Here is a 16,615-nt window from a genome sequence, read left to right on the forward strand (position 1 = left end):
TTGGCTTGGCTGACGTTGTTTGGTACAAGCCAAGCTGTCGAAGATCAGCGAATGGGCGCGAGCCATGTCCGAACCCTATTCGGCCCTGCTCAGGCTGCAGCTGCCGCGCGAGCGTCTTGCACGCTGGTTGGCGGCCCCGGTGCCTGCAGCATCGAGGTGGAATGACTGGCGATCCATCGCCGGCCGGTGGCGCCTGCCCGGCGGCGTCGATCTGGCTGCGTCCAGTGATGTGGAGCTCGGTGAATTCCTCTCCGATTGCACTGCAATGCTGGCCCGGCACGCGGACAATCGCGCAGCGTTGGCCGCCCTCCTGGAATCGGCGCAGGCGGAGAACATCAAGGTTGCGGCCTACGATCATGCTGGCGCGTACTTCGTGGCAGGGTCGCTGACGTATTCCGAGAACCTCTATGATCTGGTCGTGTTTCTGGCGATGGCGCGGGGCGCCGCCGATTTCCTTGAGCCTGGCGAGCACGGCGTGGCACTGGTGCACGACTACCTATGGGCCGAGGACGGTGAGCGGGAGACGGTTGCTGCGGTCCACCTCGCCGGCAAGGGCGATTCGGGCTTCATGACGCCGGCGCAGGCCGGCGAGACCGCTGCGACCTTCGATGCAATGGTGGAGCTCATGCTGGACGGAGCGGACGACCCGCAGTTCACTCCACGCAATCAGTTCGACCGTATCCAGGAGCGCGGCCATGCGGCCCAGGAGAACTAGATGACAAGCACAGGCACCCGCAGGGATCCAGTCAGCAGGAGAGCACGCTGCTTGCCCGGCGCCCTTGTGCTCTGCTTCTGCATGCTCACCGGATCTGCGCTGGCGCAGACAGCGCAGGTCACGCGCACCTGGTTCGTGAGCGGAGCAGAGTTGGCCAGGCTCCTGCAGGGCAGGGGTGAAGACGGATTCTGCAGCGGCGATCCGTGCCGGAACCTGTCGAGCGCCCGCGCGGGCGCCTACATCCAGGGCGTTGCGGATACAGGCCGAGGGCAGTGGTGTGGCCAGGGACATATTCTTCCCCATGAACTGGTCGATCGTGTGTCTTCGCACATCCGGCAGCTACCCGCCGAACGACTGCATCAGGATGCCGCATCTCTGGTCATTGAAGCGCTGGAGACTGCGCTTCCCTGCCAGCAGGCGGCGTCCACCGGCGACCGCGCCCACGCCGCGCAGAGTGGGCGATGAGCCCCTGCCGCCGCTGCAGGTCGCCTGGCCGGAACAAAGCGAGAGCTGCCGCATGCGAGTGATGGAGACAGCGTTGTCTGCCGACGTGCTGGCCCTGCTGGAGGCCAGCGGCCTGCCTACGAAGGATCTGCGTGCAGGCAGGCCGATCACCTTTCTGGCAGCGTCGTTGAACGGAGAGCTGCTCGGTTGCGTGGGCTATGAGTCGAGCCGCGACGTCGTGCTCCTGCGCTCATTGGCGACCCAGCCGATGTCGCAGGGCAGTGGCCTGGGGTTGCAACTGGTGATGGAACTGCAGCAGCACGCCAAGGCGGCGGGTGGCAGGACCGTGTTCCTTCTCACGACCACGGCAGCGCCGTTCTTCGAGCGGCTTGGCTACGAGTGGATCGCGCGCGATGGCGCACCGGCATTCATCGCTGCGTCGACGCAGTTCAGTGGACTGTGCCCGGGCTCGGCCCAGCTGATGACGCGCCGGCTGTAGGTCGACCGGGACCGGGCAGGTGATTCAGCCCCTTGTCCATCGATGTCCGGGGCCTGCCGCGCTGCGATCCGGGATGCCCGGCGTCCTCAGCACAGCTGTGGTGTCGATACCGAGGCGCGCGTGATCAACTGGTGCGCGAGCACATGGTTGACGGTGGCGCGCCTTGAAGACGCGAGCCGGCGCATTTCCCGCAGCAGGATGTCGATCGCGTTGTCCGCCATCTCCGCGACCGGCTGATGGATGGTGGTCAGTTCCGGCCACACCATGGTCGCGGCGGAGGTGTCGTCGAAGCCCACCACCGAAAGATCCCCCGGCACCTGCAGGCCGCGGCGGTGGGCCACTGAAACAACCGCCGATGCCATGTCATCGTTGCTGGCGAAGATCGCACTGGGGGGCGGGGCCTGGGCCAGCAGCCGCTCGGCTGCCTCCAGGCCGGAACGGTAGGTGAAACAGCCGGGTTGCACGAGCGCGTCGTCGTAGCCGATGCCGGCGTCGGCCAGTGCATCCCGGTAGCCCTGCCAGCGGTGCGCGCTGGCGGTCTGGTTCGGATCGCCCTTGATATAGCCGATGCGGGTATGCCCGTGGGCGATCAGGTGCGTCACCATGTCATGGCTGGCCTGGCGGTCGTCGATGCGCACGCAGGAGATCCTGTCGCTGAAGCGGCTGGACGCGATGGAGACGACGGGAATTCCCGCATTGACGAATACCTCGACGATGTCCTTCGATTCACACAGCGGCGGCGGAAGGATCACGCCTGCCACGGTGGTGGCGAGTTGCCGTGCCGCCTCGCGACGCGCGGCGCTGCCCAGCTCATCCCAGGCAGCGATCACCAGCTGCGCCGCCGACCGGGTGGAACCACGCAGCGCGCCGACCAGCAGTTCGCGCAGGTAGCTGGAGCTGGGGTTGGTGTAGATCAGGGCGATGCAGGTGTGCTGCGCCGCAGCCAGGGCGGAGGCAGCAGGGTTGGGGCGGTAGTCCAGCGCCAGCACGCTGCGCAGGACACGTTCGCGGTTGCCTTCGCGTACCCCGGCATGGCCGTTGATGACGCGTGACACCGTCATGGCGGAAACACCTGCATGGGCAGCGACGTCATCGATGGTGATGGCGCTTGCTTTTCGACGGACCGCTTTGTGGCCGTTTTTCAAGGCTGGTTTCCTTTGCTGCGCTGCATGATGACAAGCGCGATTGCGGATGAGTAGTCTGCGCCCTGACGCGATGGTAGCGCTACCACTGAGCCGGTGTAAGGCCAGCGGACGCCCCCCTTTACCGCGCGGCTGTTCCGGCAAGTCTGAAAGCGAGTTTGAGTCGCAGTGGGTGCACAGCGCACTGCGATGTTCGGTGTGGAAGACGGGCGTCGCCCGTGCGTGCCCCCAGGAGGGGCGGTACATCCATTCGATCGTATGTCAGAGGGGAGAGTCATGAGCGCTGCTACTTTCCGTCGTACCCCAGGCCGGAGGGCTCGTCGATGAGCCGGACGCTGGCGAAGTTCACTTCCAGGGCCATGTTCACCTTTGTCGGTGGCGTCCTGGTCATCAATCCCGCATTCGCACAAGAGGCGTCAACACCGGCACCCGTCGCCGGGCAGCAGAACCCGCCCAGCCCGACACAGCTGGACACCGTGCAGGTCACCGGCATCCGCAACAGCCTCAGCCAGGCCATGGACATCAAGCGTGATTCGGCCGGCGTGGTGGATGCGATCAGTGCGGAGGACATCGGCAAGTTCCCCGATACCAACCTGGCCGAATCCCTGCAGCGCATCACCGGCATCTCGATCGAGCGCCGTGATGGTGAGGGCGCACAGGTAACGGCACGTGGTTTCGGCCCCCAGTTCAACATGGTGACGCTCAACGGGCGGCAGATGCCCGGCGCCGATGCGTTCGGTGCTTCGGGGCAGGTCGCCATCGGTGGTGTCGACGGCGGCACCCGTGCCTTCAACTTCGCCCAGCTGGCCGCTGAAGCCATCAATGGCATCGAGGTCTACAAGACCAGCCAGGCCAATGTCCCCAGCGGTGGCATCGGTGCCACCATCAACATCCTGACCTCGCGGCCGTTCGACCACGAGGGCATCGTCGCCAGCGCCGGGGCGAAGGCCGTCTCCGACCGCAGCCAGCCGTTCGGCGACGACCTGACGCCGGAACTGTCCGGCATCTTCAGTTACACCAATCCCGACAAGACCTTCGGCGTGGGCGTGAGCGCCAGCTACCAGAAACGCAAGGGCGGTTCGGTGCAGGCCACCGACAACTACTGGAACGTGCAGCCGTGGACCGGCACGATGCCGGGCAACCCGAGGGTGGTCAATGCACCGGCTATCGGTGCGCTGTATGCGCGGCCGAACGACCTGCGCTATGCCTTCTCCGAATTCGAGCGTGAGCGCATCAACGGCCAGGCCGTGCTGCAGTTCGCGCCGACCGATGCGGTAACCTTGACCCTGGATTACACCTATTCGACCAACGAGATCACTGAAAATCGTGGCGAGCAGGGCATGTGGTTGCAGAACAGCAACTACACCGATGTCGAATTCGATACCAGCGGCGCGATTGCCACGCCGATCTACATCCGTGAAATCGCCGGCACCAAGGACTTCGGCCTTGAGCAGCAGCGCAGCATGCAGAAGTACAAGCTGGGTTCGTTGGGCCTGAACGCGGTCTGGAATGTGACCGACCGCTTCAAGCTCAGCTTCGATGCGCACAACTCGAAGAACGAAAGCCGCCCGAACGATCCACTCACCGGTGGCGGCTCCATCTTCAGCAGCATCGCTGGCACCAACAACTGCACCACCGGACCGCATTGCGGTGGGTCATGGGTGCAGGAAATGGTCTTCAACAACGGCCTGCCGGTGGGCACCCAGGTCTGGTACCCGAGCACAGCCGATGCCATCGCCAACACCAACGGCGTGGTCAATCCGGGTTTCGCGCCGGGTGAAATCGGTTCGCAGGTGCTGCGCATCAACTCGCAGACCCAGATCAGCGAGATCAAGCAGGGGCGTGTCGACGGTGAGTGGAGCTTCGACAAGGGGCGCTTCCAGTTTGGCGTGGACTCGAGCAAGCAGACCACCCACCGCATCCAGGCAGCGGAGAACTACAACACCCTGGGCGATTGGGGCGTGGCCAACGTTGACGGGGATGTTGCCAATGGGCTGATGGACCTGCTGCAGCCGGTCAACATCGTCGGGCTGTTCAACGACTTCAGTGCCAACAGCTTCACGGCCTGGCGCGGCGATGCCGGTCGCCTCGCGCAGTGGGCGGCGGACAACTATGGTGCCAATCTCGGCGTGAGCCCGCAGCGCGCCGCCGACAACCTGGTGGAAGAGAAGACGAAGTCGGCCTACTTCCAGGTGGAACTGGACGGTGAACTGGGCGGCATGCGTACCAACACCCGCCTGGGTGTGCGCTATGAAACCACCGACGTTGTCTCCACATCGAACATCGCCATCCCGGAAGCCATCGAGTGGCAGTCCAACAATGACTTCCGCGTGGTGTTGTCCGACGAACAGCAGCCGTTCACCGAGAAGAACAGCTACAGCTACATCCTGCCCAATCTGGATTTCAGCATCGATCTTCGTGAGGACCTGAAGGGGCGTGTCTCGTTCGGCAAGAGCATCGCGCGTGCGCCGATCGGCAACCTGTATGCCGGCCCGACCGCCCAGCAACCGTTCGGCTCGGTCCTCATCGACCCGTCCTCGCGGGCCAGCGGCACCGCACAGAACCCGCAGCTGAAACCGCTGGAATCGGACAACCTGGATCTGGCGCTGGAGTGGTACTTCGCCGATGCGAGCTACGTCTCGCTGACCTACTGGAACAAATCGGTCGACAATTTCGTCGGCAATACCATCGTGCAGGAAAACCTGTACGGCCTGCGCGATCCTACCGCCGGTCCGGATGCGCAGGCGGCGCTGGCGTTCCTTACCAGCGGTGCCTGCGTCACACAGGTCGGCGCTGCCAATGCAGCGGCGTGCTCGGCCAACGACACCTCGCTGTTCACCGCCCTGGCCCTGCTGCGCAACAATCCCGCCGGGTTGGGCGCCTACAACGGTACCGACGCCCAGGTGCTGGCCACTGAAGCAGCCTACGACCTGTACGGTACGGCCGGCGATCCGCTGTACCAGTTCAACGTCAATCGTCCCATCAACCAGAACAAGGCCAAGCTCCACGGCTGGGAACTGGGTGGGCAGTACTTCTTCGGCGATACCGGCTTCGGCATCCTGGCCAACTACACCCTGGTCAATGGCGATGTAGGCTTCAACAACGCCGGCGACCCGGGCATCGACCAGTTCTCGCTCACGGGACTGAGCGACACGGCCAATGCGATGCTGATGTACGAGAAATACGGTTGGTCGGTACGACTGGCGTGGAACTGGCGTGACCAGTACCTGATCCTGGCCAACCAGGGAGCCAGCCGCAATCCGTACTACGTGGAGGCGTACGAACAGTGGGATCTCAGCGTGAACTACACCCTGGATGACCACTGGTCGTTCGGCCTGGAGGCGATCAATCTGACCGGTGAGGACGTGCGCTGGCGTTCGCGTACTTCGCAGATGATCGTGAAGCTGGCCGACCAGAGCCCGCGTTACATGCTGGGCGTGCGTTACAGGTTCTGAACCGTGGGTTGCCGCTGCCACGGCAGCGGCACCCGTTCAAGGCTGCTGACGGATTGGACAACACCATGTCGCGTTACGAAATGCTCAACAACATTGCCCATCGGGACCTGCGTGTGGCCACCGGCTTCGGCGCCGAGTTCGGCGACGCGGTGGGCATGGTGCCGGCCTATCCAAGCGAGTTCGCCGAACTGCAGCGGGAATATCCCATCTTCCTGCGCAAGGACCCCGCCACGGGCGGCTGGCAGGCGGTGGCCCTGCTGGGGTTCGAACAGCACGAGAACCTGTTCCTGCAGGACGGTCGCTGGAACGCCTCCTATCTGCCCGGCGCCGCGGCCAAAGGGCCATTCCTGATCGGTTTCCAGGAAGCCCACATCGAGGGTGCGCTTACCCGGGAAGCGGTGCTGCACGTGGATCTGGATCATCCGCGCGTGACCGCAATGCACGGCGAGCCGGTGTTCCTGCCACAGGGTGGCAACTCGCCCTATCTGGACCATATCGCCGGGGTGCTGCGCGGCATCCACGACGGCCACGCCTTTGCCGCGGACATGTTCGCCACGCTCGATGCAAAGGGCTTGATCCAACCGATCGCGCTGGACGTGCGGATCGACGCTGAGCATCGGGTCGGCGTCAACGGCCTGCATGCGGTCGACCGTGACCGCCTCGCGCTGCTGGACGGTTCCGCGCTGGCCGAACTCAACCGCGCCGGCTACCTGGAGGGTGCCTATCTGATGCTGGCATCGCTGCACAACATGCGCCGGCTGATCGCCGAGAAGCAGCGACGCCTGCGCGCAGCGGATACCGCCGTCGCGGCCGGCAGGAACTGACCGGTGCAGGACGGCGTCGCCATGCGCACACTGGAAGGCCTGGATCCCACGGCGCTGCCGCTGCAGGCGCTGGTGGCCGCCGGCGAGCCAGTGGTGCTGCGCGGCATCGCGCGCGACTGGGCATTGGTGCAGGCCGGGTCGCGTTCCGTCCAGGAGGCCATGGCCTACCTGCGCGGTTTCGAAGCAGGCGTGCCGGTTCCCTATTCCTTCGGCGACCCCGAGATCGAAGGGCGTCCGTTCTACAACGCGGACTTCACCCGCTTGAACTTCGAGGTCCGGCGTGGCCTGCTGTCCGAGGTGCTGGACGAAATCGCCGACCACCTCGATTCGCCGAGCCCGCCCACCTATTACGTCGCTTCGCTGCTGATCGCACGTGCGTTGCCCGGCTTCGCCCAGCACAACGACGCCGGGCTGGCCGGGCAGGGCATCGATGCTTCGGCCAGCATCTGGGTCGGCAACCGGGTGACGGCTTCCTGCCATTACGACATTCCGGACAACCTGGCGTGCTGCGCGGTGGGCCGGCGCCGCTTCACCCTGTTTCCGCCGGAGCAGATCGACAACCTCTACCCGGGGCCGATGGAGCCCACCCCGGGTGGGCAGGTGGTCAGCGTGGTGGATTTCGACCAGCCGGATTTCGACCGCCATCCGCGCTTCCGTGATGCCCTGGCAAGCGCGCAGACCGCCACGCTTGAGCCCGGTGATGCCATCTTCATCCCGGGCCTGTGGTGGCACCACGTGCGCAGCCTGGAACCGTTCAACGTGCTGGTGAACTACTGGTGGCGCAGTGCGCCTGCCTATCTCGGCTCACCCCTGCCGGCGCTGCAGCATGCGATGTGGGCCCTGCGCGATCTACCGGCGCGCGAAAAGCAGGCGTGGGCAAAGATCTTCCAGTACTACGTGTTTGGTCCCGGCGAGCAGGCAGGGCAACACCTGCCCGAAGCGGCCCGGGGTGAGCTGGCACCGTTCGACGAGACGCAGGCGCGGCGCATGCGCGCCCAGCTGCTGGGTCGACTCAACCGCTGATGGGAGCATCGCATTGAACGCTGCGGACACTACACAAGGGCCGATCCGGAGAGTGGTGATCGCCGGTGGCGGCACCGCCGGCTGGCTGGCCGGCTGCGCACTGGCGCACCAGTTCCGCCAACAGCTGGACATCACCCTGGTGGAGTCCGAGCAGATCGGTACGGTGGGTGTGGGCGAATCCACCGTGCCGCCCATCCGCACGTTCCACCGTTTCCTGCAGATCGATGAGCAGGAGTTCCTGCGTGCCGTCGCCGGCACGTTCAAGCTGTCAATCTCGTTCGAGAACTGGCGTCGCCCTGGTGAACGCTTCATCCATCCTTTCGGCACGATCGGGCAGGGCACCTGGGCCACGCCGTTCCATCACTTCTGGCTGGACAGCCTGCGCCGCGGCATGCCCTCCGAGCTGGGCGACTTCTGCCTGGAAAGCGCCGCTTCGCTGGCCGACAGGTTCTCGCTGCAGACCCAACCGCAGGTCAACTACGCCTACCATTTCGACGCCGGGCTCTATGCCAGGTTCCTGCGCGGCAAGGCCGAAGCAAACGGCCTGCGGCGGGTGGAAGGCAAGATCCGCGAAGTCCGGCAGCATCCCCATGACGGCTCGGTGGCGTCGCTGGTGCTGGAGGACGGGCAGGTCATCGAAGGCGATCTGTTCATCGACTGCACCGGTTTCCGTGGCCTGTTGACCGAGCAGACCCTGCATACCGGCTATGAAGACTGGAACGAATGGTTGCCCAGTGATCGCGCCGTTGCCGTGCAGACCGACTCAGCCGCGCCGCCGGTGCCCTATACCCGTGCCATCGCGCACGAGGCCGGGTGGCGCTGGCACATCGCGCTGCAGCACCGGGTCGGCTGCGGGCTGGTGTTCTCCAGCCGCCATATGTCCGATGACGAGGCGCAGGCCAAGCTGCTGCGTGATGTCGACGGACAGCCCCTGCGCGATCCGTGGCTGGTGCCGTTCCGCAGCGGGCGCCGGTTGCAGGCCTGGAACGGGAACGTGGTGGCGCTGGGGCTGGCCAGTGGCTTCATCGAGCCGCTGGAATCGACCAGCATCCACCTGACGATCAGCGCGGTGGTGCGCCTGATCCAGCTGTTCCCGTCCGACGGCATCACCCCTTCGCTGGTGGCGCTGTACAACGACGTGAGCCGCCAGGAGCTGGAGCACGTGCGCGATTTCATCATCCTGCATTACCACGCCAACCAGCGCGACGAGCCGATGTGGAAGGCCTGCCGCGAGATGGCGCTGCCTGAATCGTTGCAGGTCCGCCTGCGCGCGTGGCGCGAGCGTGCCCATGCCTGGCAGGACCCCGGCGAGCTGTTCCGGGTCGACTCCTGGACCAGCGTGCTGATGGGCCAGGGCATCCAGCCCGGAGCGCCGCACCCACTTGCGCGGGCCATCGGCGATGCGGACCTGCGCACCCTGTTGCATCGCATCCGGCAGCCAGTGCAGGAAACGGTGGCGAAGATGCCGACGCAGGCAGAGTTCATCGAGCGCTACTGCAAGGCGGCGCCGGACGCATGGCAAAGGGGCAGGGCCGTGGCGTAGCCGCAGTGCGCGCTGTTGCATCGAATTGGTAGCGCTACCTTCAAACCACTACGGGGTGCAGTGAATGGAATTGGTTGCGGGAATCGACGCTGGTACGCAAAGCCTGAAGGTGGTCGTCTACGACCCTGAAGGGCGCAGTCTCGTGGCCAGCGCCAGCGCGCCATTGCAGCTGACCAGCGCTGCAGACGGCAGCCGGGAACAGCGGCCGGCCGATTGGGTGACGGCACTGCACGCCTGCTTTGCTGCGATCGATCCGGCGGTGCGCTCCCGGATTGCCGCGCTGGCAGTTTCAGGACAACAGCATGGGTTCGTGCCGGTCGATGCGGCCGGGGAGGTGCTGGCTCCGGCCAAGCTGTGGTGCGACACCAGCACCTCGGCCGAATGCGTGCAGATCATGGACGCCGCAGGCGGCACGGCGCGCACCATCGCGTTGGCCGGCAACCCGGTGCTTGCCGGTTACACCGCCTCCAAGCTGCCGTGGACGAAAACGCACCGGCCCGACGCCTACGCGCGGCTTGCCACCATCCTGCTGCCGCACGATTACCTCAATTTCGTGTTGACCGGCGAGCGCTTCTGCGAATACGGCGATGCGTCGGGCACCGGCTGGCTGGATGTGCGCACCCGGACCTGGTCGGCCGAACTGCTGCACGCGACCGATCCGCAGCGCGATCTCGGCGACTGCCTGCCACGCATCGCCGCGCCGGAAGAGATGTTCGCCATCACCCCCGCTGCGGCGGCAGCGTTGGGCCTTCCCGCATCGGTGAAAGTGGCCGTCGGCGGTGGCGACAACATGATGGCGGCCGTCGGTACCGGCTGCGTCGTACCCGGTCGCCTGGTGATGAGCCTGGGTACGTCGGGCACCCTGTTTGCCTTCTCGGACACGCCCGTGGTCGACCCGGGCGGGGCATGGGCCGCGTTCTGCTCATCGACCGGCGGCTGGCTGCCGCTGATCTGCACGATGAACTGCACCGTGGTGACCGGACAGGTCGCCGACGCCTTCGGCTTCAGCAGCCGCGACGGCGACCGGCACCTGCAGGCCACGCCGCCCGGTGCCGACGGCCTGGTGATGCTGCCGTTCCTCAACGGCGAACGCACGCCGGACCTGCCGCAGGGCAAGGGGGTGCTGGCGGGCCTGGACACGGCCAACATGACGCCGGCGCACATCTACCGCGCGGCCATGGAAGGGGCCACCTACGCCCTGAAGTATGGCTACGACGCATTCGTCGGTGCGGGCATGCAGTTCGAACGCATCGTGCTGACCGGCGGCGGCAGCAACAGCGCGCAGTGGCGGCAACTGGTGGCCGATGTGTTCGGCCTGCCGGTGGACGTGCCGGCCCAGTCCGAAGGCGCGGCATTCGGTGCGGCATTGCAGGCCCTGTGGGCATTGGGCCACGGCCGCGGCGATGCGGCCTCCATCGCCGACGTCGCCGACCGCCACGTTGCGCTTGACCCGCTGCGTTCGGCACGCCCGGACCCGGCGCGCGGCGAAGCCTACGCCACGGCCTACGCCCGTTTCCTTCGACATCTCGATGCGATCACGCCGCTGTACCGCGGCTGATCTCCTTTCCGCGATACCTCGCACAACGACAGGAAGACGCACCATGAGCACGCAACCTTTCATCGGCGCCAAGGAATACTTCCCGGGCATCGGCCGCATTCCCTTCGAGGGCCGGGGCTCGGACAACCCCCTCGCGTTCAAGGTCTACGACGCGGACAAGGTCATCGGCGGCAGGACCATGCAGGAACACCTGCGCTTTGCGGTCTGCTATTGGCACACCTTCTGCAATGCCGGGCACGATCCGTTCGGTCCGGGTACCCGTCATTTCCCGTGGGAGGCCGGCTCGCCGATGGCGACCGCCGAGGCGAAGGTGGACGCGGCGTTCGAGTTCTTCACCAAGCTGGGCGTGCCGTACTGGTGTTTCCACGATATCGACCTGGCGCCGGACGCCGAGGATGTCGGGCAGTACGAAAAGAACCTCAGGCACATGGTGGGCCTGGCCAAGGCGCGCCAAGATGCAACCGGCATGAAGCTGCTGTGGGGCACGGCCAACCTGTTCTCGCACCCGCGCTACATGAACGGTGCGTCCACCAACCCGGATTTCGCAGTGGTGGCGCGTGCCGCCGTGCAGGTAAAGGCGGCGCTGGAGGCCACCGTTGAACTGGGCGGCGAGCATTACGTGTTCTGGGGCGGCCGCGAAGGTTATGCCGCGCTGGCCAACACCCAGATGAAGCGCGAAGTCGACCACCTCGCGCGGTTCCTGACCATGGCGCGCGACCATGGCCGCAGCATCGGCCTGAAGGGCAACTTCCTGATCGAGCCCAAGCCGATGGAGCCGATGAAGCACCAGTACGACTTCGACAGCGCCACCGTGGTGGGATTCCTGAAGGAACATGGCCTGGACAAGGATTTCAAGCTCAACATCGAAGCCAACCACGCGACGCTGTCCGGCCACACCTTCGAACACGATCTGCAGGTCGCCTCGGACCACGGCCTGCTCGGCAGCATCGACGCCAATCGCGGCAACGCCCAGAACGGCTGGGATACCGACCAGTTCCCCACCGACCTGTACGACACCGTGGGCGCGATGCTGGTGGTGCTGCGCCAGGGCGGGCTTGAAGGCGGCTTGAACTTCGACGCCAAGGTGCGCCGTGAATCGACCGACCTGGAAGATCTGTTCATTGCCCACGTCGGCGGCATGGACGCCTTCGCCCGCGGGCTGGAAGTGGCCCATGCGCTGCTGAACGACTCGCCGCTGGAGCAGTGGCGCAAGGAGCGTTACGCCAGCTTCGACAGTGGTGCCGGCAAGGACTTCGCGGGCGGCGCGCTCAGTCTGGCAGAGCTGGCTGCGCTGGGCGCCAAGGGCGGCGAGCCCAGGCAGATCAGCGGCAAGCAGGAGCGCTACGAGAACCTGATCAACCAGTACCTGCTGCGTTGAGCACAGCGGCTCGCATCGATGACACCGAACCGGGGAGGGGCACGGCAATGCAGCAGGCAATGAGCGGTGGAGAGAACACCCGGCTGATCGTTTTGATCAGCGTGGTGGCGACGATTGGCGGATTCCTGTTCGGGTTCGACAGCGGCGTGATCAACGGCACCCAGGACGGCCTGCACCAGGCGTTCAGATCCGGCGAGTGGATGCAGGGGTTCGAGATCGCCTCGATGTTGCTGGGCTGCGCCGTGGGTGCCTTCAGCGCCGGCCGGCTGGCCGACCGTCTCGGCCGCCGCAACGTGCTGATCGTCTCGGCAGTGTTGTTCCTGCTGTCGGCGATCGGCGCCGGCGCCGCATCCTCCTCGGCGATGTTCATCGTCGCACGGGTGCTGGGGGGCTTTGCGGTGGGGGCCGCCAGTGTCATCTCCCCGGCCTACATCGCCGAGGTCGCGCCGGCGCGCTACCGTGGCCGGCTCGCCACGGTCCAGCAGATCGCCATCATCAGCGGACTGACCGTCGCGTTCCTGTCCAACTATCTGCTGGCGGCCAGCGCCGGTGCGTCCACCGAGGCGCTGTGGGGCGGGCACGCAGCGTGGCGCTGGATGTTCTGGATGCAGGCCGTGCCCTCGCTGCTGTTCCTGGCGCTGCTGCTGACCATTCCGGAAAGCCCGCGCTACCTGATGGTGAAGCGCCGCAAGGACCAGGCGCTACAGGTGCTTGCACGGCTGTACGGCGGTGTCGAGGCGCAGGCGAAGCTTGCCGAAATCGACGCTTCGCTGTCGAGCGACCACCATCGGCCGCGGCTGTCGGACCTGCGCAACAAGGCCACCGGCAGGATCCGCCCGATTGTATGGGTCGGCATCGGCCTGGCCACCTTCCAGCAGCTGGTCGGCATCAACGTGGTGTTCTACTACGGTGCCGTGCTCTGGCAGGCCGTCGGCTTCTCCGAGAACGACGCGCTGCTGATCAACGTGCTGTCCGGTGCGCTCAGCATCGGCGCCTGCATCGTCACCGTGCTGCTGATCGATCGCATCGGGCGCAAGCCATTGCTGTGGGTGGGCTCGGCCGGCATGGCGGTGTCACTGGCACTGCTGGTGGCCGCATTCGCCAGCGGCTCGCTGGTCGATACGCACCTGCAGCTGCCTGCGGGCATGGGCACGCTGGCGCTGGTGGCGGCCAATGCCTATGTCGTGTTCTTCAACATCTCGTGGGGCCCGGTGATGTGGGTGATGCTGGGCGAGATGTTCCCCAATCAGATCCGCGGTTCGGGCCTGGCGGTGGCCGGTGCGGCGCAGTGGACCGCCAATTTCGCCGTCACCGTGACCTTCCCGATTCTGCTGGCCGCCACCGGGCTGGCAGCCACGTACAGCATCTACCTGGTGGCGGCGGTCATTTCGGTGTTCTTCGTGCTCAGGTACGTGCACGAAACCAAGGGCAAGGAACTGGAGCAGATGGAAGGATGAACGCGATGACCCATCGACACGTTGGCCGCGCCCACGCTGGCGTGCTGCTGACCACGCTGCTGCTGGCACTGGCGGCCTGCGGCAAGGATGAAAAGGTTGCCGCAACTGCAGCCGCGACGCCGGACCCGTGGCCGCAGGTCGCCTGGCCACTGGCCGAGGACCCCGCGCTGGAAAAGCGCATCACCGACCTGATGGCCACCATGACGGTGGAGGAAAAGGTCGGCCAGCTGGTGCAGGGCGATATCGCCAGCATCACCCCCGACGACGTGCGCCGCTATCGGTTGGGCTCGGTTCTGGCCGGCGGCAATTCCGATCCCGGTGGCCGTTACGATGCCGCGCCGGCCGAATGGCTGGCGCTGGCCGATGCGTTCTACGCCGCGTCGATGGACACCTCCACCGGTGGCAAAGCGATTCCGGTGCTGTTCGGCATTGATGCCGTGCACGGGCAGAGCAACATCATCGGCGCGACGCTGTTCCCGCACAACATCGGCCTGGGCGCGGCCCGCAACCCGGATCTGCTGCGCCGGATCGGCGAGGTGACCGCGCTGGAGACCCGTGCCACCGGTATGGAGTGGGCATTCGCACCGACCGTGGCGGTACCGCAGGACGACCGCTGGGGGCGCACCTACGAGGGCTATTCCGAATCGCCCGAGGTGGTGGCCAGCTATGCCGGTGCAATGGTCGAAGGCCTGCAGGGCAAAGTGGGTACGCCCGCGTTTCTCGATGGTCGTCATGTGATCGCCTCGGTGAAGCACTTCCTCGGCGACGGTGGCACCACCGATGGCAAGGACCAGGGTGATACCCGGATCAGCGAAGCGGACCTGGTGCGCATCCACGCGGCCGGGTATCCGCCGGCGATCGCTGCAGGCGCACAGACCGTCATGGCCTCCTTCAACAGCGTCAACGGCGAAAAAATGCATGGCCACCGGCAGTACCTGACCGATGCGTTGAAGGGCCGCATGCACTTCGGTGGGTTCGTGGTGGGCGACTGGAACGGCCACGGGCAGGTCAAGGGCTGCACGACCACCGATTGCCCGGCCACCATCAATGCGGGCCTGGACATGGCCATGGCCTCGGACAGCTGGAAGGGCTTCTACGAGACCACGCTGGCCGCCGTGAAGAACGGCACCATCAGCCAGCAACGGCTGGACGAGGCGGTACGCCGGATCCTGCGCGTCAAGATGCGGCTGGGGCTGTTCGAGGCCGGCAAGCCGTCCACTCGTGCGGTCGGCGGCCAGTTCGCCCTCATCGGCGCACCGGAACATCGTGCGCTTGCGCGGCAGGCGGTGCGCGAATCGCTGGTACTGCTGAAGAACCAGGGCGGCGTACTGCCGTTGTCCCCGAGGCAGCGCATCCTGGTCGCCGGTGACGGTGCCAACGACGTGGGCAAGCAGGCCGGCGGCTGGACGCTGAACTGGCAGGGCACCGGCACGACCCGCAACGACTTCCCCAATGCGGACACGATCTACGAGGGCATCGCCCAGCAGGCGTCGGCCGCCGGTGGCGAGGCAGTGCTGGCGGTCGATGGGAAATATGTGACGAAGCCGGATGTGGCCGTGGTGGTATTCGGCGAGAGCCCGTATGCCGAGTTCCAGGGCGATCTGCCGACGCTGGCCTACAAGCCGGGCGACGATGCCGACCTTGACCTGATGAAACGGCTGAAGGCCGACGGCATTCCGGTGGTGGCCGTGTTCCTGAGCGGACGCCCGCTGTGGGTCAACCGCGAGATCAACGCCGCCGATGCGTTCGTGGCGGCGTGGCTGCCCGGTTCGGAAGGTGCCGGCGTTGCCGACGTGCTGCTGCGCAGTCCTGATGGCAGCGTGCAGCACGATTTCAAGGGCAGGCTGAGCTTCAGCTGGCCGCGCACGGCGACGCAGTACGCCAACAATGTGGGGCAGAAGGATTACGACCCGCAGTTCGCCTTCGGCTTCGGCCTGTCCTACGCCGACAACGGCGATCTGGCGGCGCTGCCGGAAGTCTCCGGGGTAACCGGCAATGAAGGTGCCGCCGGCGTGTTCTTCGCGCGCGGCGAAGCCGGTTCAGGCGTGGCCCTGCGCCTGCAGAACGGCACGGGGCAGGGCGTCACGGTCACCAAGGTGCCGGAGGCGCTGGAGGGCGATCTGCTCAAGGTCACCGGCGTGGACCACCTGGCACAGGAAGACGGCCGCCGCCTGGCCTGGTCGGGCAAGGCTGAGGCAGTTGCCGCGCTGCAGTCGCACACGGCATTGGATCTGCAGCGCGAAAGCAACGGCGACCTGATGCTGCTGACCACGCTGCGGGTGGAGTCTGCACCCCGCGGCGAGGCCTGGCTGGCGGTGGGCTGCGGCACGGGCTGCTCGGCCCGCATTGCGCTCACGCCGACGCTGGCAAAACTGCCGGTGGGCCAATGGACGCGCGTGGGCGTGCCGCTGAAGTGCCTTGCAGCCGCAGGTGCGGACGTCGGCAAGCTGGATCGCCCGTGGTCGATCGCAACGGCGGGGGCGATGACACTGTCGGTGTCACGCGTCGCGCTGGGCGCCCTGAACGAGGCGGAGACCAGCATCGGGTGCGCAGGCGCGTGACCGTGACGCTGCGTCC

At 66.1% G+C, this 16,615-nt stretch carries 12 protein-coding genes; 11 read left to right on the top strand and 1 reads right to left on the bottom strand.

What is annotated here, in order from left to right:
• The first annotated feature begins 64 nt into the window (after window positions 1–64).
• From TEP_RS09240 to arsN2, 3 genes are read left to right on the top strand one after another with little or no spacing between them, the layout of a single operon-like run.
• A complete protein-coding gene (locus TEP_RS09240) occupies window positions 65–715 on the top strand; it encodes a hypothetical protein (RefSeq protein ID WP_132825078.1) in 651 nt (216 codons plus the stop codon).
• 51 nt (window positions 716–766) lie between these two features.
• Entirely contained in the window at window positions 767–1,180 is a 414-nt protein-coding gene (locus tag TEP_RS09245; protein WP_240790669.1) for a Rap1a/Tai family immunity protein, read from the top strand.
• 52 nt (window positions 1,181–1,232) lie between these two features.
• Window positions 1,233–1,658 (top strand): arsenic resistance N-acetyltransferase ArsN2, encoded by a 426-nt coding sequence (gene arsN2, locus TEP_RS09250; RefSeq protein WP_165933909.1) that lies wholly within the window; start codon window positions 1,233–1,235, stop codon window positions 1,656–1,658.
• Window positions 1,659–1,744: 86 nt separating this feature from the next.
• Here arsN2 and TEP_RS09255 read toward each other — a convergent pair whose 3' ends face one another.
• On the bottom strand, window positions 1,745–2,719 hold the full coding sequence (locus tag TEP_RS09255) for a LacI family DNA-binding transcriptional regulator (protein WP_240790753.1): 975 nt from the start codon (window positions 2,717–2,719) through the stop codon (window positions 1,745–1,747).
• Between the two features lie 404 nt (window positions 2,720–3,123).
• Between TEP_RS09255 and TEP_RS09260 the strand changes: the two genes are divergently transcribed.
• The 8 genes from TEP_RS09260 (at window position 3,124) to TEP_RS09295 (ending at window position 16,599) form a co-directional block, all read left to right on the top strand.
• Window positions 3,124–6,255 carry a TonB-dependent receptor gene (locus TEP_RS09260; protein WP_132825080.1) on the top strand — a complete coding sequence of 1,044 codons (3,132 nt, stop codon included), beginning with the start codon at window positions 3,124–3,126 and terminating at the stop codon, window positions 6,253–6,255.
• 65 nt (window positions 6,256–6,320) lie between these two features.
• Window positions 6,321–7,079, top strand: coding sequence for a SapC family protein (locus tag TEP_RS09265; protein ID WP_132825081.1), 759 nt, complete (start codon window positions 6,321–6,323; stop codon window positions 7,077–7,079).
• A gap of 3 nt (window positions 7,080–7,082) precedes the next feature.
• A complete protein-coding gene (locus TEP_RS09270; RefSeq protein WP_132825082.1) occupies window positions 7,083–8,102 on the top strand; it encodes a cupin-like domain-containing protein in 1,020 nt (339 codons plus the stop codon).
• Between the two features lie 13 nt (window positions 8,103–8,115).
• Window positions 8,116–9,645, top strand: coding sequence for a tryptophan halogenase family protein (locus TEP_RS09275; protein ID WP_132825083.1), 1,530 nt, complete (start codon window positions 8,116–8,118; stop codon window positions 9,643–9,645).
• Window positions 9,646–9,709: 64 nt separating this feature from the next.
• Window positions 9,710–11,203 carry a xylulokinase gene (xylB, locus tag TEP_RS09280; RefSeq protein ID WP_132825084.1) on the top strand — a complete coding sequence of 498 codons (1,494 nt, stop codon included), beginning with the start codon at window positions 9,710–9,712 and terminating at the stop codon, window positions 11,201–11,203.
• 43 nt (window positions 11,204–11,246) lie between these two features.
• Window positions 11,247–12,581, top strand: a complete 1,335-nt coding sequence (gene xylA / locus TEP_RS09285; RefSeq protein WP_132825085.1) for a xylose isomerase — start codon at window positions 11,247–11,249, stop codon at window positions 12,579–12,581.
• Between the two features lie 47 nt (window positions 12,582–12,628).
• A complete protein-coding gene (locus TEP_RS09290) occupies window positions 12,629–14,038 on the top strand; it encodes a sugar porter family MFS transporter (protein ID WP_132825086.1) in 1,410 nt (469 codons plus the stop codon).
• Window positions 14,035–16,599, top strand: coding sequence for an exo 1,3/1,4-beta-D-glucan glucohydrolase (locus tag TEP_RS09295; protein WP_132825087.1), 2,565 nt, complete (start codon window positions 14,035–14,037; stop codon window positions 16,597–16,599). Before TEP_RS09290 ends, TEP_RS09295 begins: the two co-directional genes overlap by 4 nt.
• Window positions 16,600–16,615 lie beyond the last annotated feature (16 nt).

Source organism: Stenotrophomonas sp. TEPEL (genome assembly GCF_004348785.1).
Lineage (GTDB): Bacteria > Pseudomonadota > Gammaproteobacteria > Xanthomonadales > Xanthomonadaceae > Stenotrophomonas > Stenotrophomonas indicatrix.